General features: G+C 65.7%; 21 protein-coding genes. 13 read left to right on the top strand and 8 right to left on the bottom strand.

The genetic code is table 11. The features are described 5' to 3' along the window. Nucleotides 1-9 precede the first annotated feature (9 nt). From ARTSIC4J27_RS18370 to ARTSIC4J27_RS18350, 5 genes are all read right to left on the bottom strand, one after another. Nucleotides 10-1,512, bottom strand: coding sequence for a pectate lyase family protein (locus ARTSIC4J27_RS18370; RefSeq protein WP_235436754.1), 1,503 nt, complete (start codon nt 1,510-1,512; stop codon nt 10-12). Beyond that, complete coding sequence (locus ARTSIC4J27_RS18365; protein ID WP_050056630.1) at nt 1,484-3,499, bottom strand: pectinesterase family protein; 2,016 nt, start codon at nt 3,497-3,499, stop codon at nt 1,484-1,486. Before ARTSIC4J27_RS18365 ends, ARTSIC4J27_RS18370 begins: the two co-directional genes overlap by 29 nt. Before the next feature lie 166 nt (nt 3,500-3,665). After that, on the bottom strand, nt 3,666-4,562 hold the full coding sequence (locus ARTSIC4J27_RS18360; RefSeq protein WP_050056629.1) for a carbohydrate ABC transporter permease: 897 nt from the start codon (nt 4,560-4,562) through the stop codon (nt 3,666-3,668). Nucleotides 4,563-4,571: 9 nt separating this feature from the next. Then, entirely contained in the window at nt 4,572-5,522 is a 951-nt protein-coding gene (locus ARTSIC4J27_RS18355; protein ID WP_050056628.1) for a carbohydrate ABC transporter permease, read from the bottom strand. Nucleotides 5,523-5,597: 75 nt separating this feature from the next. Beyond that, nucleotides 5,598-6,902 (bottom strand): ABC transporter substrate-binding protein, encoded by a 1,305-nt coding sequence (locus tag ARTSIC4J27_RS18350; protein ID WP_050056627.1) that lies wholly within the window; start codon nt 6,900-6,902, stop codon nt 5,598-5,600. Nucleotides 6,903-7,211: 309 nt separating this feature from the next. Between ARTSIC4J27_RS18350 and ARTSIC4J27_RS18345 the strand changes: the two genes are divergently transcribed. The 3 genes from ARTSIC4J27_RS18345 to ARTSIC4J27_RS18335 are packed head-to-tail and all read left to right on the top strand — an operon-like array spanning nt 7,212 to nt 10,746. Continuing rightward, a complete protein-coding gene (locus ARTSIC4J27_RS18345; RefSeq protein ID WP_161799587.1) occupies nt 7,212-8,138 on the top strand; it encodes a DUF6807 domain-containing protein in 927 nt (308 codons plus the stop codon). After that, complete coding sequence (locus tag ARTSIC4J27_RS18340) at nt 8,135-9,712, top strand: glycoside hydrolase family 43 protein (protein ID WP_050056625.1); 1,578 nt, start codon at nt 8,135-8,137, stop codon at nt 9,710-9,712. Before ARTSIC4J27_RS18345 ends, ARTSIC4J27_RS18340 begins: the two co-directional genes overlap by 4 nt. A gap of 17 nt (nt 9,713-9,729) precedes the next feature. Continuing rightward, complete coding sequence (locus ARTSIC4J27_RS18335; RefSeq protein WP_235436753.1) at nt 9,730-10,746, top strand: LacI family DNA-binding transcriptional regulator; 1,017 nt, start codon at nt 9,730-9,732, stop codon at nt 10,744-10,746. A gap of 16 nt (nt 10,747-10,762) precedes the next feature. Here ARTSIC4J27_RS18335 and ARTSIC4J27_RS18330 read toward each other — a convergent pair whose 3' ends face one another. Then, nucleotides 10,763-11,467, bottom strand: a complete 705-nt coding sequence (locus tag ARTSIC4J27_RS18330) for a FadR/GntR family transcriptional regulator (protein WP_050056623.1) — start codon at nt 11,465-11,467, stop codon at nt 10,763-10,765. 151 nt (nt 11,468-11,618) lie between these two features. Here ARTSIC4J27_RS18330 and ARTSIC4J27_RS18325 point away from each other — a divergent pair, with 151 nt between their 5' ends. The 7 genes from ARTSIC4J27_RS18325 (at nt 11,619) to ARTSIC4J27_RS18295 (ending at nt 18,664) form a co-directional block, all read left to right on the top strand. After that, entirely contained in the window at nt 11,619-13,109 is a 1,491-nt protein-coding gene (locus ARTSIC4J27_RS18325; RefSeq protein ID WP_050056622.1) for a four-carbon acid sugar kinase family protein, read from the top strand. A gap of 59 nt (nt 13,110-13,168) precedes the next feature. Then, complete coding sequence (locus ARTSIC4J27_RS18320) at nt 13,169-14,068, top strand: NAD(P)-dependent oxidoreductase (protein WP_050056621.1); 900 nt, start codon at nt 13,169-13,171, stop codon at nt 14,066-14,068. A gap of 191 nt (nt 14,069-14,259) precedes the next feature. Next, nucleotides 14,260-15,678, top strand: a complete 1,419-nt coding sequence (locus ARTSIC4J27_RS18315) for a GntP family transporter (RefSeq protein WP_050056620.1) — start codon at nt 14,260-14,262, stop codon at nt 15,676-15,678. Then, the gene (locus ARTSIC4J27_RS18310; RefSeq protein ID WP_050056619.1) at nt 15,678-16,529 is read left to right on the top strand and encodes a class II fructose-bisphosphate aldolase; all 852 of its coding nucleotides are present in this window, start codon (nt 15,678-15,680) and stop codon (nt 16,527-16,529) included. The genes ARTSIC4J27_RS18315 and ARTSIC4J27_RS18310 overlap by 1 nt, the downstream gene beginning before the upstream one ends. Nucleotides 16,530-16,628: 99 nt before the next feature. Then, nucleotides 16,629-17,039: a DUF1304 domain-containing protein gene (locus ARTSIC4J27_RS18305; protein WP_050056618.1), complete on the top strand. Its 411-nt coding sequence runs from the start codon at nt 16,629-16,631 to the stop codon at nt 17,037-17,039. 139 nt (nt 17,040-17,178) lie between these two features. Then, nucleotides 17,179-17,532: a GNAT family N-acetyltransferase gene (locus tag ARTSIC4J27_RS18300; protein WP_050056617.1), complete on the top strand. Its 354-nt coding sequence runs from the start codon at nt 17,179-17,181 to the stop codon at nt 17,530-17,532. Nucleotides 17,533-17,704: 172 nt separating this feature from the next. After that, on the top strand, nt 17,705-18,664 hold the full coding sequence (locus ARTSIC4J27_RS18295) for an NAD(P)/FAD-dependent oxidoreductase (protein WP_050056616.1): 960 nt from the start codon (nt 17,705-17,707) through the stop codon (nt 18,662-18,664). Nucleotides 18,665-18,719: 55 nt separating this feature from the next. Here the strand turns inward: ARTSIC4J27_RS18295 and ARTSIC4J27_RS23270 are convergent, their stop codons facing one another. Both ARTSIC4J27_RS23270 and ARTSIC4J27_RS18285 read right to left on the bottom strand, forming a co-directional pair. Beyond that, nucleotides 18,720-18,923: a hypothetical protein gene (locus ARTSIC4J27_RS23270; RefSeq protein WP_235436752.1), complete on the bottom strand. Its 204-nt coding sequence runs from the start codon at nt 18,921-18,923 to the stop codon at nt 18,720-18,722. A gap of 277 nt (nt 18,924-19,200) precedes the next feature. Next, nucleotides 19,201-19,554 (bottom strand): hypothetical protein, encoded by a 354-nt coding sequence (locus ARTSIC4J27_RS18285; protein WP_152683915.1) that lies wholly within the window; start codon nt 19,552-19,554, stop codon nt 19,201-19,203. 282 nt (nt 19,555-19,836) lie between these two features. Between ARTSIC4J27_RS18285 and ARTSIC4J27_RS18280 the strand changes: the two genes are divergently transcribed. Genes ARTSIC4J27_RS18280 through ARTSIC4J27_RS18270 form a run of 3 tightly spaced genes read left to right on the top strand, consistent with a single transcriptional unit; the run spans nt 19,837 to nt 23,392 of the window. Beyond that, complete coding sequence (locus ARTSIC4J27_RS18280) at nt 19,837-21,423, top strand: pyridoxal phosphate-dependent decarboxylase family protein (protein ID WP_050056941.1); 1,587 nt, start codon at nt 19,837-19,839, stop codon at nt 21,421-21,423. Then, nucleotides 21,420-22,826 carry a lysine N(6)-hydroxylase/L-ornithine N(5)-oxygenase family protein gene (locus tag ARTSIC4J27_RS18275; protein ID WP_050056613.1) on the top strand — a complete coding sequence of 469 codons (1,407 nt, stop codon included), beginning with the start codon at nt 21,420-21,422 and terminating at the stop codon, nt 22,824-22,826. Before ARTSIC4J27_RS18280 ends, ARTSIC4J27_RS18275 begins: the two co-directional genes overlap by 4 nt. Continuing rightward, nucleotides 22,823-23,392 carry a GNAT family N-acetyltransferase gene (locus ARTSIC4J27_RS18270; protein ID WP_050056612.1) on the top strand — a complete coding sequence of 190 codons (570 nt, stop codon included), beginning with the start codon at nt 22,823-22,825 and terminating at the stop codon, nt 23,390-23,392. The genes ARTSIC4J27_RS18275 and ARTSIC4J27_RS18270 overlap by 4 nt, the downstream gene beginning before the upstream one ends. Nucleotides 23,393-23,399: the final 7 nt, after the last annotated feature.

Here is a 23,399-nt window from a genome sequence, read left to right as displayed (position 1 = left end):
GGCCAGCCCTTATACGGATGTTCCGTTGAGAACCGTAACGTTGGAGTAGGCCACATTACTGCCCGCGGTGCGCAGGACGTCGCCGCCCTGCGGTGTGTCTGACGTGACCGTCAGATCCTTGACGGTGCTCTGGTCAGCGGCCACCAGCAGGGTGACGCCCTCGCTGTTGGTCAGCACCACGTCGTCGGCATTTCCGGTTGCCCCTGCCAGGGTGACATTGCGCCTGTCGCCCCACAATACGGCTGGCTCGCGGTACGTGCCCGGCTGGATCAGCACCGTGACGGGCCCCGGATTGTTGGCGGGAATAGCACCCACGGCCGCCCGGATGCTTGCGTAATCGCCGGTGCCGTCCAGGGCGACGGTGATGACGCGTGCGGGCGCAGGTTCCGTGCCGCCCAGCGGACCGGCAAAGTGGCGGACCAGCGCAGGCACCGCCGCCGTTGGCGTGAGCTCGTAGCCGTATGCTGCCGATGGATCGAAGGCGGGCCCGCGCTCCTGGCCGGTGTTGCCGGTGCAGGCTTCAAAAATGTTGTCCCGCGCCACCAGTTGACCGCCCGCACCCTGGTGGTGGAGCGGATTCCGTACGTCCCGGAAGTAGTTGCCTTCAACCACCAGCAGGGCAGCGTTGCGCCCCAGCATCCCGTAGCTGGAGATGTCCTCCAGGTAGTTGTTATAGACATGCGACGCCGCGGTGTTGTCGAGGCTGGCATTGCGCTGGTGGGTGTTCCGGATCCAGTTGTGGTGCAGGGTGAGACGGGTGACCACGTTCGAGGTCCATCCTTCGCCCAGCGCCTTGTTGTGGTCCGAGAAAACGTTCCAAGACAGGGTGACGTTGTCGCAGTCCTTCCGGATGTCCACGAGGCCGTCGCCCAGCCGGGTGAAGTGCATGTGGTCCACCCAGACGTGCGTGGAGGTGTCCATCTGGATCCCGTCCCGGTCGTTATCCGGGCGTTTTCCCTCGAAGTCGCCCGGAATGTAGGAATCCCGCACGGTGAAGTTGCGGAACACCACGTTTGAGACGTTGACCAGCTTGAACCCGGCATTCACCACCGCTGTTCCAACGCCTGCTCCCAGGAAGGACTTGTTGGAAGTCACCGCCAGCTTCTCGTATTGCGGAAAGACCAGTTCGCCGTGCAGGATCACCACCAGCGGGTCCGGGCTCTTGGCATAAGTGCGGAGCTGGCCCGGTGTCTTCGCATGGACCAGCGCCCCGCCCGCGCCGCCGGCAGCGCCTTCGCGGCCCTGGGCTGCTACGCCGGCGAAGCCGGTGGGGGTCCCGGCCCAGGCGTTACCGCCGAGAGCCTGGCCCACTGGAAGCCCTGCTTCGGCAAAGCCGTTGGAGCCGACGGCGGCAGCCCGGCCCACGGGCCCCGCCGCCTTGGCTGCCGGGCCCAGCAGGCCGGACGCAACCACAGTGCCGGCTGTCAGGCCCGCCGCAAGGAAGCTCCGCCGTCGGACCATCATTCCCGAAGCTTCAGCCACCTCAACCACGCCCTGCCGGGGTCCAGTCACCGAGGAAGGTTTCCACGGTGAACCTGGCAGCCTCTTCCGGGCTGAGTTGCGGGTGGAACTCGTTGATGTAGGCGCCGGGGCCGGTGTTGTTGAATTCAGCGAACCTGCCCTCGGTCCAGGCGTGTCCGCTCATGTCCGCCCAGCCGCGGACCGCGATGTGGCTGCCCAGCACGGAGTCCCGGATGACGGCCATCGGGTGGGCATCCGGATCACTGCTGGCGAACCAGGGGCGCCCCAGGCTGACGGTGCCCGGGGCGGCATCGGAGGTCAGGGCGCTGTTCAAGATGAGGATGCCGTACGGGTTCGAGTTTTTGGTGCTCGGGGCCACGATGTAGCCGTTGTTGGTGTCGCTGCCGCGGTCCAGGGAGTGGATGGTGCAGCCGTCCAGGACAGCCGTTCCCCGGCCGTAGATGAAGTCAACGTCGCCTTCGATATAGCAGTTCTTGAGGTAGGTGCGGGCGGTCGCGTCGCGGCCGGCGGTGTCTGCCAGGTAGGTGTCCTGGTTGCCCAGGAAGCGGGTGCCGTCGAACGTTACCCGGTCCGCCACGGTGCGTACGGCGAGGGCCTGGCTTCCGCCGTTGGCGGCCTCGTCATAGGCGTTTTCGACGGTGAGGTTCCGGATGGTGGTTCCTTCGGCGAGGACGTTGAGGGTGGCGCTGCCGCCCGCGCCCCAGGTGCCGCCGAAGAACTTGACGCCGTTGGCCGGCAGGTCGTAACTGATAACGACGTCGGCCGGGTTGGCCGTTGCGCCCTGGATGGTGAGGTTGGGGCGGTCCGCCCAGATGTTCACCGATTCCCGGTAGGTGCCGGGTCTGACGGTGATAGTGCGGGGGAGTGTGCTTCCGCTGGGGATGGAGCCGATCGCGGCCTGCAGGCTGCTGAAGTCGCCGGTGCCGTCCAGGGCAACGGTGATGCTGGTGGTAGTGTTCGGGGCGTTGTTCTCCCGCGGGCCTGCGCCGGCGGCAACAATCTCCGGAACGCGGGCAGCATCGTCCTTCTGATAGCTGTAGTTCTGCGTTGGGTCAAAGGCGGCCCCCACGTTGTCCCTGCGGCCGCGGGTGCCGTTGAAGACGTTGTCCCGGTTGACCACCTCGGTGGCAGGATCCTTGGCCACAATCGGGTCCTGGACAGCGCTGAAGCTGTTGCCCTCCAGGACCACCTTGGCGGCGTTGCGGCCCATCATGCCGTACTGGCCGATGTCCTGCAGGAAGTTGTTGTAGACGTGCGCGGCCGCGGTGTTGTCCAGGCTGAAGTTCCGCTGGGTGGTGTTACGGATCCAGTTGTGGTGGATGGTCATGCGGGTTACGGCGTTGGCAGTCCAGCCCACGCCCAGCGCCTTGTTGTTGTCCGAGAACACGTTCCAGGAATAGGTGACCAGGTCCGAGTCCTTGCGGGTGTCAATCAGGCCGTCGCCCATGCGCTGGATCTTCATGTGGTCCACCCAGACGTGGTGCGTGGTATCCAGCTGGATGCCGTCGCGGTCATTTTGCGGAGTCTTGCCGTCCCAGTCACCCGGGATATAGGCGTCGCGGATAGTGAAATTCCGGAAGATGACGTTGGAGACGTTGATGAGTTTGAAGCCGGCGTTCACCACCTCCGCGCCCGCACCCATGCCGATGAAGCTCTTGTTGGCGGCCACCGGGATCTTGATGTAGTCCGTGGCTTTCAGGCTGCCGCTGATGAAGATGACCAGGGGTTCGGGTGCCGCGGCATACTCCTTGAGCTCCTCGATGGTGGAGGCCGTGACAATCCGGCCCGCCTGCCCGCCGGTGGTTCCTGCCAGGCCGTAGCCGGGCAGTGCCGCGAAGCCGTCCGGGGTTTGTTTCCACAGCGCTTCGGGGGCGGCATCGGCGGCCGGTGCGAGGGTTGCGGGCAGGGCGCCCGGCTGTTGCAGGGCGGGCGGGGCAGCGGTGGCGGCCGGAACCGCCGCCAGGCTTCCCAAGAGGGCGGCGGCGGTGGCCGCGCCGAGAAGGCGTCGCAAACTCATACAAAAACTCCTTTGTTTTTGTGCCCGGGCAGCCTCCGGCCCGGGCACGTGCAATGAGGGATGGTTGATGTGCTGATGATGCGTGCGGAGATGGTTCCGGTTTGCGGTCCAGTCCGTTGCCGGTTCGGGCTGCCCTGCTTCAGGCCCGCCCGATGTCAGGCCTGCGCTACTTCAGGCCTGTGGTCGCAATGCCGTTGATGAGGTATTTCTGGCCGGCGATGAAGAATCCAATGATGGGGGCAATGGACACCACCGACATGGCGAACATTGGACCCCACATGCTTTGGCCTTCAGAGTCCATAAAGGCCCGCAGCGCCAGGGGAACGGTGTAGAGGTCCTGGTTCTGGATGTAGAGCAGGGGACCGAAAAACTCGTTCCAGGTGGAGATGAACGTGAAGATGGCGGTGGTGGCCATCGCCGGTACGCAGAGCGGCAGGATGACCCGCAGGAAAGTCCGGAAGGGCCCGCAGCCGTCGATTTGCGCGGCGTCGTCGAGCTCCTTGGGCAGGGCCTTCATGAACTGGACCATCAGGAAAATAAAGAAAGCGTTGGTGGCCATGAAGTTGGGAACGATCAGCGGCAGATAGGTGTCCAGCCAGCCGAGCTGCGAAAAGATGATGTACTGCGGCACCAGGAGCACGTGGCCGGGGAGCATAAGGGTTCCCAGCATCAGGGCGAAGAACAGCTTCCGGCCGGTGAACTCCATCCGGGCGAAGGCGTACGCGGCCAGGGCGCAGGAGAAGATGTTGCCCACGATCGAAAACACCACCACGATCAGTGAGTTGATCAGGTACACATGGAAGGGCTGGTCCAAGGCAGTCCAGCCCTGGGCGTAGTTGCTGAAGTCCCAGTTCTCGGGCCACAGCCCAAGCTGCCGGAAGATGTCATTGCTGGGCTTGAACGAGCTTGAGATCAGCCACAGCAGCGGGTAGAGCATCACCAGCCCGACCAGGCACAGGATGAGGTGCCGGGAGAAGCGGGTCCCCGTGGTGCCAGTCAAGGCATCTTCCGCAGGTGCTTCCTTCTTCTGCTTGTTTTTGAGAGGTAGTTCGAGGAGAGCCATAGCGGTGCCTTAATTGTCGTAGAAGACCCAGAACCTGGATGCGATGAAGTTGATGGCAGTAAAAACCGCGATGATCATCAGGAGCAGCCACGCCATGGCCGAGGCATAACCCATCTCGAACTCCGTGAAGCCCTTTTGGTACAGGTACAGGTTGTAGAACAAGGTGGAATCCGCCGGCCCGCCGGTGCCGCCGCTCATCACATAGCCCTGGGTGAAGGTCTGGAAAGACCCGATCAGCTGCATGATGAGGTTGAAGAAGATGATGGGGCTGATCAGCGGCAGGGTGATGCTGCGGAACTGGCGCCACCGCGACGCGCCGTCAATGGCAGCGGCCTCGTAGTACATGGTGGGGACCTGCCGGAGCCCTGCCAGGAAAATCACCATCGGCGAGCCGAAGGTCCACACGTTCAGGACGATCAGGGTCCCCAGGGCAAATTCCGGGTCGGTGACCCAGGCCGGGCCCTGGATTCCCAGGAGGCCCAGGAAACCGTTGACGATGCCTTCGTTGCCGAAGATGTAGCGCCACAGCATCACAATCGCCACGCTCCCGCCCAGCAGGGACGGCAGGTAGTACACGGAGCGGTAAATCGCCAGGCCCTGGAGGCCGCGGTTCAGCACCAGCGCTATCAGCAGGGCCACTGCCAGCGAGATGGGAACTGACACGAACGTGTAGATAAACGTGACTTTCAGGGACTGCAGGAGGCGCGGATCCTCGAACAGGGCCTGGAAGTTGGCCAGGCCCACAAAGTTCGGCTCCGTGAAGAGGTTGTAGTCCGTGAACGCCAGGTAGAGCGAAGCGAAGAACGGGATGATCGTGAACAGCATGCCGATAAACCATGGCAGCAGGAAGAGGTAGCCCGAACGCTGGTTCTTGCGTTTGAGGCGTGCCCGGCCGGGTTTCCCGCCCGGCGCGGCCAAGGTGGCGGCCGCGCCGGGGGCTTGCTTTGTCAGCACTGACATGGCGCCAGGCTCCTATCGTCGGATCTGCCGGTGTTGGTTGTGGCGGCTTCGGATTGTGGCAAGAGGGCGGGATGCCTACTTGTTGATCGCCGCATTGCTCTTCTCAAGGAAGGTTTTCGCTGCATCAGCCGGGGTGACGCGGCCGAATTCCACCTCAGTGGCCAGCTGCTTGAGGGTGTCCGCCACAACGCTGGCACCCTTGGGGTACACGTAGGCGGGGGCGAGGTCGTCCTTCTGGATGTCGGCCATCAGGTCAACGAACTTTTTGTCGTCTTCACTGAGCTTGGAGGTGATGGACCCGGCAACCTCGGGGTTGACCGGAACGCCTCGCTGCGTCAGCGTGTGGGCGGCGCCGTCGGCGTCGTTGGTCAGGAAGTCCAGGAGCTTGGCAGCTTCCTTGGGGTGCTTGGACTTGGCGGCAATGGACCACAGCATGGTGGGGTCGGCAGAATAGCCGCGGCGCTCGCCGGAGGTCTCACCGGGGATACGCAGCAGCACCACTTCTCCCTCAACAGCATCGTTGTAGCCCTTGTAGTTGTTGATGGGGATGATCTGTGAGGCCACCGTGCCCTTGGCCAGGTAGGACTGGGCGGGGGAACCGCCAATCTGCTCGAAGAAGCCGGCCGGCGGATAGCCCCCCGCATTGCGCAGGTCAACGCTGTACTGGAACCAGTCGCGGATGGTCTCCTCGCTGACGCCCAGCTTGTTGTCCTTGGTGTAGAAATCCTCGCCGCGCTGCCTGGCGAGCATGATGGGTCCGGTTTCGGTGGACACGTCGTAACCGGCGCCGTAGACCTTGCCGCCGGTCTTCTGCGTCACCTCGGTGGCGAACTTCGCGTAGTCTTCCCAGCTCCAGGTCTTGTCGTCCGGGATGGTGACGCCGGCCTGGTCCGTGATGGTCTTGTTGACCACCATGCCAATGGTGGTGACGCCGGTGGCAAGGCCATAGAGCTTGCCGTCCACTTCGCCACGGCTCAGCACCGTGTCCGGCACGTTGCCGAGGTCCAGTTCCTGAAGGCTCTTCAAGTCCGCCAGGGTGCCTCGCTGGGCGTACTCCAGGAGGCTGCGGTTGGCCATGGCCAGCACGTCCGGCGGGTTTCCGCCGGCGAACCGGGTGGCCAGCTTGTCCGCGTAGGGGCCGCTGTCCTGGTATTCGGTTTTCACCTTGATGCCGGGGTTCTTCTCCTCGAAGATCCGCAGCGCCTCCTCGGTCACCTTGGCACGGTTGGCGTCTCCCCAGAAGACGAAGTTGAGCTCCACATCACCGCCGGCCGACGGGGTTGCACCTCCTCCGCAGCCGCTCAACGCCAGCCCTGCAGCAGTGATGGCTGCACCCAGGACCAGCCTGCGGGAGATGGAAGTACTGACTGTCTTCATCATTGAATGACGCCTCTCTAAAAGGGGTTTCCACCAGCCGAAAGGTAGTGGATTTCTGCGCAAAAGTTAGGAAAGTTTCTGTAAGGGATAAAGGATCCACTGGCTACTGCGCCGTCAAGACTTGTGAGTGAGTATCCCCGGAACAAAAACTCAGTAAACGATTTCTAGCAAGAGAAAGCTGTGACTGTCAACACATAATTAGAAACTCGGCTGATGCCTGAGTTCGGAAACTTTCTTTTAGTATTGCCCTTTTTTTCTGTTCTGCGTATGCTGATGCCCACATCCTGGAACTGCCCCTCACGGGAGGTCTGCTTGTCCATTCCCTTCGATACCACTGCTGCGGCACGCCGCTTTGCGTGGCAAGAGCATCCGCTGGCCACGCACAACACTGCACTGCGGCAACCCGCGAGCTTGTCGCCTCGGCCCTATCTCCACCCTTTGCGGTCAGAGGCGGGGACAGTTGTGACCGACGCCGAACCCTCAGACCACCCGCACCATCTGGGGCTGTCCATCGCGTTTTCCGACGTCAACGGAACCAATTTCTGGGGCGGGTCCACCTACACGGCAGCCAACGGCCCACTGCAGTTGCCCAACCACGGAAAGCAGGTGCCGCACGGTTGGCAGTCCCCATCGCAGGAAGGCAGCGAGGAACACAGCCGGGAAGAAACAGGCCTGGTCTCCTGGCTCGCCGCCGACGGCCGGGAAGTGGCCGCCGAACAACGCCGCATCCAGTATTTCCGCAGCACCGGACCCTCGAGTTGGGCCCTTTCACTGTCCTCGGTAATTGTCCCGGCGGCGGACGTACAGCGGCTGGAGGTGTCGTCGTCGGCCGTGAAAGGACGGAAAGGTGCGGGCTACGGCGGCATTTTCTGGCGCTTTCCGGAGAACGCCAGCCAGGCGCTGGTCCTGTCCGAGGCGGGACATGGCGCGGATGCCGCCCACGGTTCCGGCTCGCGCTGGCTGTCCATCGGTATGCACATCAATGGCGCACCCGTGACAGTTCTCCTCGCCCAGGATGCCGGCCGCATCCTGCCCTGGTTCGTCCGGGCTGAGGGCTACATTGGGGCCGGACCGGCGGTGGCGTGGGCCAAACCCGCCGCCGTGGACCACCACAACCCGCTGAAGCTCGCCCTGCACGCCGTCATCCATGACGGGCCTGTGTCAACGGCCGCGCATGCCCTTGAACTCCTGAACCAGCACCCCCTCATTAACTCCGGCTCTTCCGACAGGACACCATGACCACCCGGCTCCCCGCCCCCGTGTACAGCAACCCCATCCTTAACGCCGACTGGCCGGACCCCGACGCCGTGCAGGTCAACGGCGTCTACTACCTCATTGCCTCCAGTTTCAACAGGGTGCCCGGGCTGCCGGTCCTGCGCTCCCGGAACCTGGTGGACTGGGAGCACATTGGCCATGCGCTGACCCAACTGCCGCAGGCCACCCACTATTCATTGGTGCGGCATGGCAGCGGCGTGTGGGCCCCGGCGCTACGCCACCACAACGGGCGCTTCTGGATTTTCTACCCGGACCCGGACCACGGCATCTTCGTGCTGAGCGCAGAAAAGGCCGAGGGGCCGTGGACCGAGCCGCACCTGCTCTACGCCGGCCGGGGCCTCATCGATCCCTGCCCCCTGTGGGACGACGACGGCCAGGCATACCTGGTGCATGGCTGGGCGCAGAGCCGGATCGGGGTCAAGAACCGGCTGACGGTCCACCGCATGAGCCCGGATGCCAGCCGGCTCCTGGACAACGGAACCCACGTGATCAACGGCGCTGACCTGCCCGGTTACACCACCCTGGAGGGACCGAAGTTCTACAAGCGCGACGGGTGGTACTGGATCTTTGCCCCGGCCGGTGGGGTGGCCACGGGCTGGCAGTCTGTGTTCCGCTCGAGGTCCCCGTTCGGGCCCTATGAGGAGCGGCGCGTCCTGGAGCAGGGGAGCAGTGAGGTGAACGGGCCGCACCAGGGCGCCTGGGTCACCAGCCCCCGCGGCGAGGACTGGTTCCTGCATTTCCAGGATCGCGGGCCGTACGGCCGCGTGGTGCATCTGCAGCCCATGGGCTGGACTGAGGACGGCTGGCCCTGGATGGGCGAGCGGGATCCCGACGGCGGACCGGGCACCCCGGTATCCGCGCATACCTACCCTTCGGGTACTTCTGCCCAGGATGTGGCACCGCCCGCCAGCGACGATTTTTCCTCGTCCCGGCTCGGGCCCCAGTGGCACTGGCAGGCGAACCCGCAGGAAGACTGGGCGCACCAGCGCGGGGGCGGGCACCTGGTCCTGAAGCCCAAGGCCAACGATCCCGTGAACCTGCGCGAGCTGCCCAACGTGCTGGGGCAGATCCTGCCAGGCACGCCGTCCACCTTCACCACCTCCATTGAATTGCAGGACGTGCCGGTGGGAACCCGGGCGGGAGTGGTGGTGCTTGGCCTGAAGTACGCCTGGCTCGGCATCATCCGTACAGCCGAGGGCTACGTCCTGGGCGACGGCACCGGGGGCGGGGGGCCGCATGAGCAGCAGCTGGGGCGGAGGATTGGGTTGCCGGGTCCCCGGATAGAGCTGCAGATCCGGACCGACGGAACACCCCGGTCCACCTTCGCCTGGCGTTCCGGGCCGGGGGAGCCGTGGGAGGTCCAGGGCTGGAACTTCGAGGTAGCCAAGGGGCAGTGGATCGGCGCCGAGCTGGGCCTTTTCGCCACGTCTCCACTGGGTTCGGAAGAAGGCGGCAATGTTATCGTGGGACCCGTGCGCGTGGATGTTTCGCCCCCGCGGCGCACAGCCACCCCGCAACTCGCCGCCGCAACCACATGACCCCGAGGACTGCCCCCGTGACCGCCACCCCGCGTCCCAAGATTGCTGACGTCGCGGCCGCGGCGGGTGTTTCCGTACCCACTGTCTCCAAGGTGCTCAACGGCCGGACCCATGTCTCGGACGCCACCCGCGCCAGGGTGCAGCAGGCCCTGGAGGAGCTGGACTACTCCAAGCGTGCGGCGGCGCCTGCCCAACCGGGCTTCCTGCAGCTGGTGGTCAACAACTTCGATTCGCCCTGGGTCCTGGAGACCATGGCGGGTGTGGAGGCGGCGGCGGACCGGTTGGGATACGCGGTGGCGTACGCCCGCGCAGAACACACCACGGCGGAGCGCTGGCGCAAACTGCGGGAGCCGTCAGTGAACCGGCTCGACGGCGTGCTGCTGCTGGCGCCCCGGAAGGGCTCCCGGCTGGTCACCATGGTGCGGGCCCTGAAGATTCCGGCCGTCGCCATCGACCCGGAAGGAACCGAAGGCCTGGCAGTTCCCAGCGTCAGCCCGGCGTCGTTCTCCGGAGCGCTCGCCGCGGTGAGCCACCTGCTGGGGCAGGGCCACCGGCGGATCGGCATCATCACCGGCCGAAAGCACAGCGCCGGACATGGCCGGGCACGTTATGCCGCCTATGCGGCAGCACTGCATGAAGCCGGGCTTCCGGTCCTGCCCGAGCTGGTGCAGGACGGGGATTTCAGTATCGAGTCGGGGATGCGGCTGGGCGGGGAACTGCTTGACCTGCCGCAGCCGCCCACAGCGATCTTCACGGGCAGCGACCTTCAGGCGCTTGGTGTGATGAACGCGGCGGCCCAGCGATCGCTGCGTGTCCCGCAGGACCTCAGCATCGTGGGCTTTGACGACATTGCCCAGGCCGCGTTGACGTCCCCGCCGCTGACGACTGTCCGCCAACCGCTGGCACAATTGGCCTCGATGGCGGTGGGGATGCTGACCGAACAGCAGGACCAGCCTGCCTCCGGAACGCCGACGGCCCTGGAAGTGGCCACGGAACTGGTGGTCCGCGGGACCACTGCCGCGCCGCAGCCCTGACTCGAAGGCGCCGAAGCTACTTCGCCTCGAGTACCAGGTTCTTGAGGTCGTCCAGGGTCTGCTGCATGTGCGCGTCCATCGCTTCGCGGGAGCGTGCGGGGTCCCGGGATTCGAGGGCTTCAGCGATGTTCTGGTGATGCCCGATGGCGTGCTCCTGGATCTGGGGCACGGCCGAAGTCTCCGTGCGCCGCTTCTCCAGCACGCGATGGAGCGGCTCGAACAAAACGGCCACAAAAACATTTTCTGAGGCATGCAGGATCAGGTCGTGAAAAGCCAGGTCAGCTGCCACAAAGGCGGCAACGTCGTTCACCTCGTGGGCGGCGCGCATGGCGGCCACATGGCCGAAGAGCGTCTGGATGTCGCTGTCGCTGATCCGTCCCGCCGCCAGTTCGCAGGCGCCCGTTTCCAGCATCCGCCGGAGCTCGATGAGCTGGACGGAGGCGTCGCCTTCGTTTTTGCCCTCTGACGCTGCGCGCAGCACTGCTTCCAGGGATGCCCACCGGTTGAGCGGGTTGACGAACGTGCCGCGGCCGCGCTCCACGCTGAGGATGTGCTGCGCTTCGAGGGTTTTCATGGCTTCGCGGACGGTCATGCGGCTGACTTCGTGCCGGGCGCTGAGTTCGTGCTCTCCGGGGACGAGTGAGCCCGGCGGGAATTCGCCTGCAATGATGCGGTCCAGGAGCTCGTCGGCCACCTGGCCTACCAGCGACTTCCTTGCCATGCTGCTGCCCCCATTACTGCCTTTGCGGATATGTCAGACAAGTCTACTTGCGCGTCTTTATGTCCTGTGCCACACTAACATTCAAATGCAAGATGTCAGACATCTTACAGTTCCAGCAGGTTCCGAGGACCCATACACAACGGAGTGCACCGTGAAGCTTGAAGCAGACGTCCTGGCCGCCTATCCGGCCGAGGTCCGGATTCCCGCCGAACTGGTGGCCAGCACCCTGGCCGCCTCCAACGCGGAGACCCCGCGGGTGCTGGTAGTGCTCGACGACGACCCCACGGGAACCCAGTCCGTGGCGGATCTGCCCGTGCTCACCCGCTGGGACGTTGAGGACTTCATCTGGGCCTTCGGCCAGTCCAAGCCCGCCGTCTACGTCCTGACCAACACCCGGAGCCTGGACCCCGCGGAAGCCGCAGCCCGCAACGAGGAAGTGGTCCGCAACGCCCTCGCCGCCGCCGGGTCACCCGCTGAACTGCGCCTCGGTTTCGTCAGCCGCAGCGATTCCACCCTCCGCGGCCACTACCCCCTCGAGCCGGACGTCATCGCCGCCACCGTGGCCGAGGTCAGCGGGGAAAGGACCGACGGCGTGGTCCTGGTTCCAGCGTTCCCCGACGCCGGGCGGGTCACCATCGGCGGCGTCCACTACATGCGCGGCACCGGTGAGGCAGCCGGCACGCTCACCCCGGTGTCCCAGACCGAATTCGCCAAGGACGCCACCTTCGGCTTCACCACCTCCGTGATGGCCGACTACGTCCAGGAAAAGTCCCAGGGACGCTTCGCCGCGGACTCCGTGATCGTCCTGGACCTCAATACCATCCGCGCCGGAGCAACGGCCAAGGATCCTGCCGAGGGTGCGCAGACCAGCGCCAACGCTATCGCCGACGCCATCGAAGCCGCCACGGACTCCACCCCCATCGTGGCTGACATCGTCACCGAAAACGACCTCCGCGCCCTGTCCCTCGGCCTCGAAGAAGCCGAACGCCGGGGCAAGAAGCTGCTCTACCGGGTGGGTCCGCCGTTTGGCCGCGCCCGCATCGGGCAGGAGATCCGCGCCGAGCTCAGCGGCGCTGAAGCGTACGCCGGGAACACCCCGTCCGAGGCCGGCGGCCTGATCGTCGTCGGCTCCCACGTTGGCGTCACCACCCGCCAGCTCAAGGCCCTGACCGAACAGCACAGCGCCGCCCGGATCGTGGAGATCGACGTCGAGGAACTCCTCGGCGGCACCGCACAGGAACACCTGGACCAGACTGTGGACACCGTCGTCGAAGCCCTCCGCGGCGGCGACGTCATCGTCCACACCAGCCGCCTGCTGATCAAGACGGACGACCCCGCCGAAAGCCTGCGGATCGCACGCACCGTCTCCGCCGCCGTCGTCGCCGTGGTGAACCGGACGCTGAAGACCTTCCCGCCGCGGTTCGTCATCGCCAAGGGCGGCATCACCTCCTCCGATGTGGCGGCGCACGGCCTGGAAATCCGCCACGCCATCGTCCGCGGGCCCATGCTTCCCGGCATCGTCTCGCTCTGGGAACCGGTGGACGGCCCCGCCAAGGGCATCCCGTACATCGTCTTCGCCGGCAACGTGGGCGACGACCAGTCCCTCGCCGACGTCACCCGCAAACTCAGCAACACTTTCTAATCCCCACACCGGTGATTGAGCCCGTCGAAACCCCCGCAAAAAATTCAATGGAGAACACCATGACCAGTAACTACACCGTCGCCGTCCTGGGCCTTGGCGCCATGGGCCTGCCCATGGCCACCCGCCTCGCATCCCAGCTGACCGTCCACGGCTTCGACATCGCAGAGCCCCGCCTCAAGCTCGCCGAAGAAGCCGGCATCGCCACGTTCAGCACCGCCCGCGAAGCCGCCAAGGGTGCCGACGCCGTCCTGCTGGCTGTCCGCAACGGCGAGCAGCTCAATGACGTCCTCTTCGGTGAGAACGGCGTTGCCACCGTGCTGGAGCAGGGCGCCGTCGTGATCCTCGGCAGCACCGTGGGCACCGAGGCCATCCCCGCCACCGTCGCGAAGCTGGCCGAATACGGGGTTGAGCTCGTGGATGCCCCGCTGTCCGGCGGCCCCAAGCGCGCCGGCGAAGGCGACCTGCTGATCGTGGTGGGCGCTTCCCCCGAGGCCCGTGAAAAGGCTGCCCCCGCCCTGGAACTGCTTGCCTCCACGCTCACCGTGGTGGGCGACAAGCCCGGCGACGGCCAGGCCCTCAAGACGGTCAATCAACTCCTCTGCGGCGTCCACATCGCCGCAGCCGCCGAAGCCATGGCCCTCGCGGACGCGCTGGGACTGGACCAGGCCAAGACCCTCGCCGCCCTCGAAGCCGGTGCCGCCGGCTCGTTCATGCTCTCCAACCGCGGTCCCCGCATCCTCGAGGCCTATAACGAGGAAGGCGCCGAGGTCCTGTCCCGCCTGGACATCTTCGTCAAGGACATGGGCATCGTGGGCAAAGCCACCCGCGCGGCCGGACTGGCAGCCCCGGTTGCCGCCGCTGCCGAGCAGCTCTACCTCCTGGGCCAGGCCCAGGGACTCGCCGCGGCCGATGACTCTGCCGTCATCAAGGTGGTCGCCCCCACCAGGCGCACCAAGTAGCACGTACCTCCCCGCCAGGAGTTTTTGTCCAGATAAGCCGACTTAAGGGCCTGTTTGCCCTGCGTATCTGGACAAAAACTCCAAAGAAGGACGACGACGGCGGTCCCCCCTCCGCCGTCGCCGTACCTCCCAGCGTTCCCCTAATCAGCAAGCTCGCTAGGCTTAGCCAGCGACGTCAAAGGAGACACACGATGAGCGCACTAGCTCTTCTGGCCATAGCAGCGGCGGGCGTCGCCCTGCTCCTTGTGGCCGTTATCAAGTTCAAAATCCCCGCATTCCTTGCCCTGCTCGTGGTCAGCGTTGCAGTGGCCCTGGTGGCAGGCATCCCGCTGCCGGACGTCATCAAGACCGTTACTGAAGGCATGGGCGGCACCCTGGGTTCCGTCGCCATCCTGGTGGGCCTTGGCGCCATGCTGGGCAAGATGATCGAGATTTCCGGCGGCGCACAGTCCCTCGCCGGTAAATTCACGCAGCTGCTCGGTCCCCGCAGGGTCATCGCCGCCTTGACCTCCGCAGCCTTCCTGCTGGCCATCCCGGTCTTCTTTGACGTCGGATTCATCATCCTGATCCCCATCATCTACGGATTTGCCAAGGCCGCCGGGGTGAACCCGGTCAAGATCGGCCTGCCCGTTGGCGGCATCATGCTGGCAATCCACGTTGTTGTCCCGCCGCACCCCGGCGTCGTCGGCGGCGCGGGAATCCTCGGCGCGGACATCGGCTGGACCACCATCATCGGCCTCGCCCTCTGCATTCCCGTGGGCGTCCTGGGCTACTTTGTTGCCCGCCGGCTCAACCGCCGCGATTTCACCATGCTGCCCTCCACCGCCGAGCAGTTCCGGCTCTTTGGTACCGGGACTTCACAGGTCGAGCAGGAGGCTGCCCAGGGCACTTCCAGCGTTGCCGTCAAGAGCGAGGTCAAGACCGCTCCCAGCCCGGCCATGATCATCACCCTGATTGTCCTTCCGATCCTCATGATCATGGTGGGAACCGTCGGCGCTGTGATCCTGCCCAAGGATTCCTTCCCCGCCCAGCTCGCGGCCTTTGTTGGAGCTCCGCTGATCGCCCTTCTCACCGCCCTTGGCCTGGCCTACTACTTCCTGGGAATCCGCCGCGGGTGGTCCTCGCAGCACACCGGTGAGGTCATGGACTCCGCACTCGCCCCCACCGCGATCGTTATCCTGGTCACCGGCGCCGGCGGCGTCTTCGGCAAGGTACTCACCGTGTCCGGCATCGGAAAGGCCCTCGCGGAAGGGCTGCAGACTGCCGGCCTCCCGGTGGTCGTGATGGCCTTCGTCCTCGCAGCCATCCTGCGTGCATCCCAAGGTTCTGCAACAGTTGCCATCATCACCACCTCGGGACTGCTGGCAGCTTCCGTGGCGGACGGCGGTTTCTCACCTTTCCAGACGGCACTCATCCTGGTCGCCATGGGCTTCGGCGCGCTGGGGCTCAGCCACGTCAACGACTCCGGTTTCTGGATCGTGACGCGCTTCCTTGGCCTCTCAGTGGCGGACGGGCTCAAGACCTGGACGGTGCTCACCACCGTTTTGGGCTTGGCCGGATTCGCCCTGACGTTCCTGGTCTGGATCCTCACAGGCGGACTTGCCGTCTGATGCGCACCCGACTCGACCACCTGGTCACGTCCGCACTGCAGCACGGCTCGGCGGTCCCGGCCTTCACCTGCTACGACTTCACCACCGCGCTGGCAGTGGTGGCCGCTGCGGAGGAATCCGGCCGCGGCGTCATCCTGCTGGTCGCACCCAAAACAGCCGCCACACCCAACGGACTGCGGCTCATTGGAGCCCTGCGCGGCCTCGCCGACGCCGCAGCCGTTCCGGTCGCGGTGCAGCTTGACCACGCCACCGACCTTTCAGTGATGGCCGACGCCGTTACGGCCGGGGCGGATTCCGTCCTGGCCGACGGTTCGTCCCTCCCTTACGAGGACAACATCGCGCTGGTCCGCGCCGCCCGGGATCTGCTGGGTCCGGACGTGGTGCTGGAAGCCGAGCTGGGCGGCCTGGCCGGAGACGAGGACCGCGCCTTCGGCGCAGACCAGTCCGGCGTGTCGGTGGCCGGGCTGACGGATTCGGCGCAGGTGGAGGACTTTGTGTCCCGGACCGGCGCGGAACTGCTGGCCGTCGCCGTCGGAAATGTCCACGGCAAGTACAAGGGGGAGCCGCAGCTGCGGTGGGATGTCCTGCAGGACATCGCCGTGCGGACCCATATCCCGCTGGTGCTCCACGGCGCCTCCGGCATTCCTGCAGAGGAACTGGTGAAGGCGGCGTCCATGAACGTCGGCAAGGTCAACTTCAACACCGAACTCCGCACCGGCGTCCTGGCCACGCTGCAGGCCCAGCTTCCGGCCCACCGTTCCGACGGCGAAAACCTCCAGGGTCTCCTGAGCCACTGGAACCAGGCCGCCCGCAGCTTCGCCAGCACCACGCTGGCGACCCTCACGCGCTGACATTCCCTTCGAGTTTTTGTCCAGATATGCAGGGTTAAACCCTCATTAGGCCTGCATATCTGGACAAAAACTCCGGGAGGGGGAGGCTAGGATCAAGCAATGATCCTGGTCTCCCTCCTTTTTGCGTTCCTGGCCGCTGCGCTGCACGTCTACATCTTCACCATGGAGTCGGTCACCTGGACCAGGCCGGCCACCTGGAAGCGTTTCGGGGTGGGTTCCCAGGCCGACGCCGAAACCACCCGGCCGCTTGCCTACAACCAAGGCTTCTACAACCTCTTCCTGGCCGTCGGAGCTTTCATCGGCGTCGGCTGCGTGGCGCTGGCACCCGGGGGATCGGCACCGTGGGTGGCGGGCTGGACCCTCGTCTTCAGCAGCTGCGGTTCGATGGTGTTGGCTGCGGCAGTCCTGGCCTTGACGGGCAGGAAGTACCTCCGGCCCGCTGCCACCCAAGGCACTCTGCCCCTGCTCGCCGTCGTGCTGGGGCTTTTCGCCCTCCTCCGCATGGCCTGACGCCGCGGCCGCTCCTTAGCCCGCAGTGTCCCCCTCCTGCCGGACCAGTGTCCCCCTCCTGCGGGCCAGCGTCCCGGGAAGCCGCAGGAGGGGGCTCCCGGGCATTGCCAGCGGGGTGAAGTAGTGCCAGTGTCGAACCATGACCGAGAACATGATGTCCACCGAGGATAGGTTCACCCCCGACGTCACGCTGCGGCGCAATGACGCGCAGCACCGCTACGAACTGCTGGTGGGCGGCAAACTCGCCGTGCAGTCCTTCTACCAGGACCTGCCCGGCCATATCGACTTCAGCCACACCGAAACCTCGCCGGACTTTGAAGGCCAGGGCCTGGGAAAGGTCCTCGCCCACTTTGCGCTGGACGACGTTGTGGCAGCAGGAAAGCGGATCATTCCGCATTGCCCGTTCATCGCCGCCTACCTGCGCAAGCACGAGGGCTATGAACAGTGCGTGGACTGGCCGGAACGGCCGGCCAGCACAGGTTTGGGAGCGTGACCCGGCGCCGGTAGACGTTGGTCCTTCCCGCCCTCCATCCCGCCGATCCGAGGACCGAACGTTATTCTGCCGCAGGGCCGGGTAATTCCTCCTGAGCGCGGTCTTGCAGAGGGCGCGCGCATCGTGAATGCGCACGCTTTACAGTGCTGCGCACACCGGGAAGGAACCGGGGATGAACAACTTCGAGCAACTTTTCGATGTTGCCGTCATTGGCGGCGGGCCGGCCGGGCTGAGCGCCGGAGTTGCCCTGGCCAGGGCGCTGCGCTCAGTAGTGGTGATCGACGCCGGCGGGCAGCGGAACCTCCGGGCGGAGGGAGTCCACGGCTTCCTGACGCGTGAGGGAATGAGTCCGCAGCAGTTCCTGGCTGCCGGACGGGCAGAGCTGGCGGGCTACGGCGGGACGGCCGTGACCGGGTTCGTCAGGTCCGCTGAGCGGAAGTGCGGGAACTTTGTGCTGTCACTGGAGGACGGCTCCACCTGCACGGCCCGCCGGCTGCTGATCACGTCGGGCAGCGAGGATGAGCTTCCGGACCTGCCTGGCCTGAACGAGCGCTGGGGCCGGGACGTTTTGTACTGCCCCTACTGCCATGGCTGGGAGATCCGTAACCAAAAGGTGGGGGTCCTGGCTGCCGGTTCCCATGCCGTGCTTCAGGCCCTGACCTTTCGGCAGTGGAGCCAAGACGTGACTCTCCTGCTCAACGGTGAACTGACCCTTAGCCCCGGCCACAGGGAACAGCTGGACGCCCGGTGCGTGAGGGTGGTTGATGGCAGGGTGCGCGGGCTGGTGGTCCAGGACGACAAGCTCACGGCAGTCACCCTCGAGGACGGTTCGGCGGTACCGCTGGAGGTGCTGGTGGTGAGTCCGGCGACGGTCAGCAGAACGAACATGCTCCAGGTCCTTGGGCTGGAACCGGTCGGGCTGGAGGAAGGGCCGGGAACCCGCCTGCACACCGACGCTTCCGGGCAGACATCATGCCCGGGAGTATGGGCCGCAGGGAATGTGACGGATGTGTCGGCACAGGTGATGACGGCGGCGGCCGCCGGACTGAAAGCTGCCGCCGCCATCAATGCCGACCTGGTGCTGGAAGATACCCGGCTGGCGGTGGAAGCTGCCAGAGCTTCAGCACGTTAGCGGGCTCGCCCTGGCCATCCGGCACCGCAGGGGCGGCGCAGTGCCGCCCGGTGGGTCAGCTGGCCAGGGCGTGTGCCTCGGCCATGGGGACATCGATGGTGAAGCCGCAGGCGCAGCGGTAGGTTTCGACGGCGGCGGGCGACGGGCCGGCCGGGGATGCGGTGCCGACGGGAATGACCGTGGCGCCGTCAACGAGCACCGGCTGGAAGAGAGGCGTCTCGTCCGGATCCACGCGCTTCATGGGAGTTCGGCAGTGCATTTTTGAACTCAACGTCTCCAGCAAACCCATATCTGCAGGACGGAGGGAGCTCACAGGAGCTCCGCCTTCTCCTGCCGTTTCCATGGGGGCCGCGAGTTGGTCTGGTGTAGCGGTGGTCATGATGTTCGTCCTTGGGCTTCTTACGGTCCTGCCGGCGTTGGCAGCCCGCCGCGATTGCTTGCGGAGGTTCATTTACCCCATAAGCAAAGCATGCTTACTAATCCCAAAACAAATCCGCGTGTTCCCCAGGTCACATTTCCAGGTCCGCGGACGAGCCCTAAAGGGCCCGGGTGCGCTTCCGCTGCCACTGGTGGGCGTGCCAGAACAGAAGCCCGATAATCGCGATGATGCCGCTCAGTGCCGCATACGGGGCAAAAGTAAAAACCACAAAAGACAACGGCATGGATGCGGGGGACGGCCCGATCGCAACGCTGGTGTTGAGGAAAGCCCAGACTCCGCCGCCCAGCAGTGTGGCGGCAAGCACCCACAAGGTAACGATGAACGGGTTTACGGCGGCAGGAAGGCGCCCGCCGGGCTGGTCCTCCGCCGCTGCCGCGCTGTCCCCAAGGCCCACCGGATTTCCATCCTGGTCCACTTCCCGGAAGCCCATCATGCCCGCTGACTGCTCCATGTTTCCCCCTGATGGATCTGCAGCCGCGCCGGCTGCCTGTATTCCAACCCTAACTCTCCCGGCGCCGCCTATGGACTGGCAGCTCAAGGGCGGCGGCGGGGTATTTTGCAGCAGAAGGGCCGCGGGCCGCCAGTCAATGACGTGGGCGGAAGCCCAAAAACCGCTGAATTCCGGGACTCCTGATAAATACATCACGAAAGTTTGATTAAAAGGCTCCCCTAAGTAAGGCTTGCCTTTGCAATCGGAGTGAAACGCCAACCCAAAGGATGACCAGTGCCGCTGATGCCCCGCCTTGATGAGTTAGAAGTGGACGAACCGCGAGACCGCGGGGAATCTCCGGGCCAGGATTTTGGCTCGCGGGTGGAACTCGCGCTCGCGGCCAGCAACCACCTGCTCAACGCGCGCAACTCACCCCGCTACGTGGCCCAGGTGCTGCAGGGCGTCACGGCTGTGGCTACCAAACTGGAGCGGACCACCCGGCCGTTCACCGGCGTCGGACCTTCAGAGCTGAAGGCCCGCGTGGGAGCGGTGGACCTGGAAACACCCCTGCCGGACACGGCAGCAGCGCTGCAGGAACTCGAAGACGTGTACCTGCGTGACGCCATCTACTTCCACGACGCCAAGTACGCCGCCCACCTCAACTGCCCCGTGGTGATTCCGGCGCTGGTGGGCGAGGCTGTCCTCTCCGCGGTGAACTCCTCGCTGGACACCTGGGACCAGAGCGCCGGGGCCACCATGATCGAGCGCCGCCTCATCGAGTGGGCCGCCGGCCGGCTGCACCTCGGCGACGCGGCCGACGGCATCTTCACCTCCGGGGGCAGCCAGTCCAACCTCCAGGCCCTGCTCATTGCCCGCAACCACGCTGTCGCCGGCCTCCGCCAGGACTCTGCACGCAGCGCACTCCGGCTGCCTGCCCTGCTGGACACCCTGCGGATCTTCACCTCGGAGGACAGCCACTTCAGCATCCAGAAGTCGGCCTCCATGCTGGGACTGGGGTTCGACGCCGTGGTCACCGTCCCCTGCACCGCTGACCACCGGATGGACCCGGCCGCCCTCGCCGAAGCCCTGGCGGAAGCGCGCGACGCCGGCCTGACCCCCATGGCCGTGGTGGCCACCGCCGGCACCACCGACTTCGGCGCGGTGGACCCGCTCGCCGAGCTCGCCGCACTGGCCAGGGCCTACGGAGCCTGGTTCCACATCGACGCCGCGTACGGCGGCGGCCTCATGGTTTCCGGCCGTTACCGGCACCTCCTGGACGGAACCAGGCTCGCGGACTCAGTCACCGTTGACTTCCACAAGACGTTTTTCCAGCCGGTAAGCTCCAGCGCCCTGCTGGTCCGCGACCGGACCATGCTGCGCCACATCACGTACTACGCCGATTACCTCAACCCGGAAAGCGCCGCCCTCGCCGACATCCCCAACCAGGTGGACAAAAGCATCCAGACCACCCGCCGGTTCGACGCACTGAAGCTGTGGCTCACCCTGCGGATCATGGGCGCGGACGCCATCGGCGCCCTGTTCGACGAAGCCATCGATCTCACAGCGCGGGTGGGCACGCTGCTCGCCGCGGATGACGACTTCGAACTGGCCGCACCGCCGCAGCTGTCCACCCTGGTGTTCCGGTACCGGCCGCGCCTGGAGGGCGGGAACCGCCTCGCCGAGGACGCCGCCGATGCCCTCAATCCTGCCATCCGCGCCGCCGTCTTCGCCTCCGGGGAAGCGGTGGTGGCGGGAACCAAGGTGGGCGGCCGCCACTACCTGAAGTTCACGCTCCTCAACGCTGAGGCCACCCTTGAGGACATTGCCCAGATCATCACCCTCCTGCGCCACACGGGCGCCGGCCTGCTGCAGAGCGGGGTCTCCGCATGAGCACCAATAACCGAGCTGGAGGCAACGGCAGGATTTACGACTTCGCCGCCGTCGGCGTCGGGCCCTTCAACCTGGGCCTGGCCGCACTTGCCGAGCCGGTGGACGGGCTGGACGGCGTCTTCCTGGAACGCCGGGAATCCTTCGACTGGCACCCCGGCATGATGCTGGAGCCGGCCCACCTGCAGGTGCCCTTTATGGCGGACCTCGTCACCCTGGCCGATCCCACTTCGCCCTACTCCTTCCTGAACTTCCTCAAGCAGACCGGCCGGCTGTACCGCTTCTATATCCGCGAAAACTTCTACCCGCTGCGGGCCGAGTACAACCAGTACTGCCAGTGGGTGGCCGGGCAGCTGCCCGGCGTCCGTTTTGGCACAGCTGTGCTGGATACGGCGTACGACGACGGCGTGTACCGGCTGTCCGTCTCGGGTCCCGAAGGGCCGGAGGTACTGCTGGCGCGGCGGCTGGTGCTGGGCACCGGAACCTCCCCGTACGTGCCGGAGGCAGCGGCGGGAATAGCGGCTGACGCCGCTGCCGGCCGCGGGGGAGTGGTCCTGCACAATGCCGAATACCTGACCCGGAAGGCCGAGCTGCAGCAGCAGCGCAGCATCACCATCCTGGGCAGCGGCCAGAGTGCCGCCGAGATCTACTACGAGCTGCTGCAGGAATCGGACGTCCACGGCTACCAGCTGAACTGGGTGACCCGCTCGGGCCGGTTCTTCCCGCTGGAGTACACCAAGCTGACGCTCGAGATGACCTCGCCCGAGTACGTGGACTACTTCCACGGCCTGCCGCAGCACCAGCGCGACCACCTCAACAAGACGCAGAAGAACCTCTACAAGGGCATCAACTCGGACCTGATCGATGCCATCTACGACCTGCTCTACACCAAGAGCATCTCCGGCCTGGTGGACACTCAACTGCTGACCCACTCCACCCTGGCCGGCGCCCGGTGGGACCCGGAGGCCCGGACGCACATCCTGCACCTGGAGCACGGGGAACAGGGCACGTCCTACACGCTGGACAGCGAAGCGGTGGTGCTCGCCACCGGCTACGGCTACCAGGAACCCGGGTTCCTGGGCGGCATCCAGGACCGCATCGCGCGGGACGGCACGGGCAGGTTCGCCGTGGACCGGAACTACAGCACCGGCGTGGAACCGGGCGAGATCTTCGTCCAGAACGCCGAGCTGCATACGCACGGGTTCGTCACCCCGGACCTGGGTATGGGTGCCTACCGCAACTCCTGCATCCTGCGCGAAATCACCGGCCGCGAGGTGTACCCCGTGGAGCGGAGCATCGCGTTCCAGCAGTTCGGCGCGCCCGCGGAGCTCAGTGCATCACCGGACGTGGTTGTACCGGCGGATGTCAGTGCACCTGCAGACCCCGCGGCAGGGGTGCCGGCATGAGCTTCACGTTCCGCTGCCTTGACGCGCAGTCCGACGCACCGCTCCTCCACAGCTGGGTCACCCGGCCGTACGCCTCGTTCTGGGGCATGCTGACGGCCAGCTTGGAGGATGTGGTGGCGGAATACACCAGGATCCAGACCAGCGGCCACCACCACGCCCTGCTGGGGCTCGACGACGGCGTCCCCGCCTTCCTGATGGAGGAGTACCTGCCGGAATCCTCGCCGCTGGCGGGCTTGTACGCTGTCCAGCCCGGCGACGTGGGGATGCACCTGCTGGTGGCTCCGCCGCGGGACGCTCCCGTGCCGGGCTACACCACGTCGGTGATGGACGCCGTCCTTGACCGGCTGTTCGCCAAACCGGGAGTGGAGCGCATCGTTGTGGAGCCGGATGCCCGGAACACCAAGATCCACGCGCTCAATGCACGGCTGGGTTTCCAGCCTGCCGGCGTGGTGACACTGCCGGACAAAGACGCCTTGCTGAGCTTCTGCAGCCGCACCGATTACCTGGCCGCGCGTGCGGCACTGAACACTCTGTCCACACCCGTCATGCAGGGAGCCTCACTATGACCGTCCA

The organism is Pseudarthrobacter siccitolerans, from assembly GCF_001046895.1.
GTDB lineage: Bacteria > Actinomycetota > Actinomycetes > Actinomycetales > Micrococcaceae > Arthrobacter > Arthrobacter siccitolerans.
This window is presented reverse-complemented; position numbering and strand designations above follow the sequence as displayed.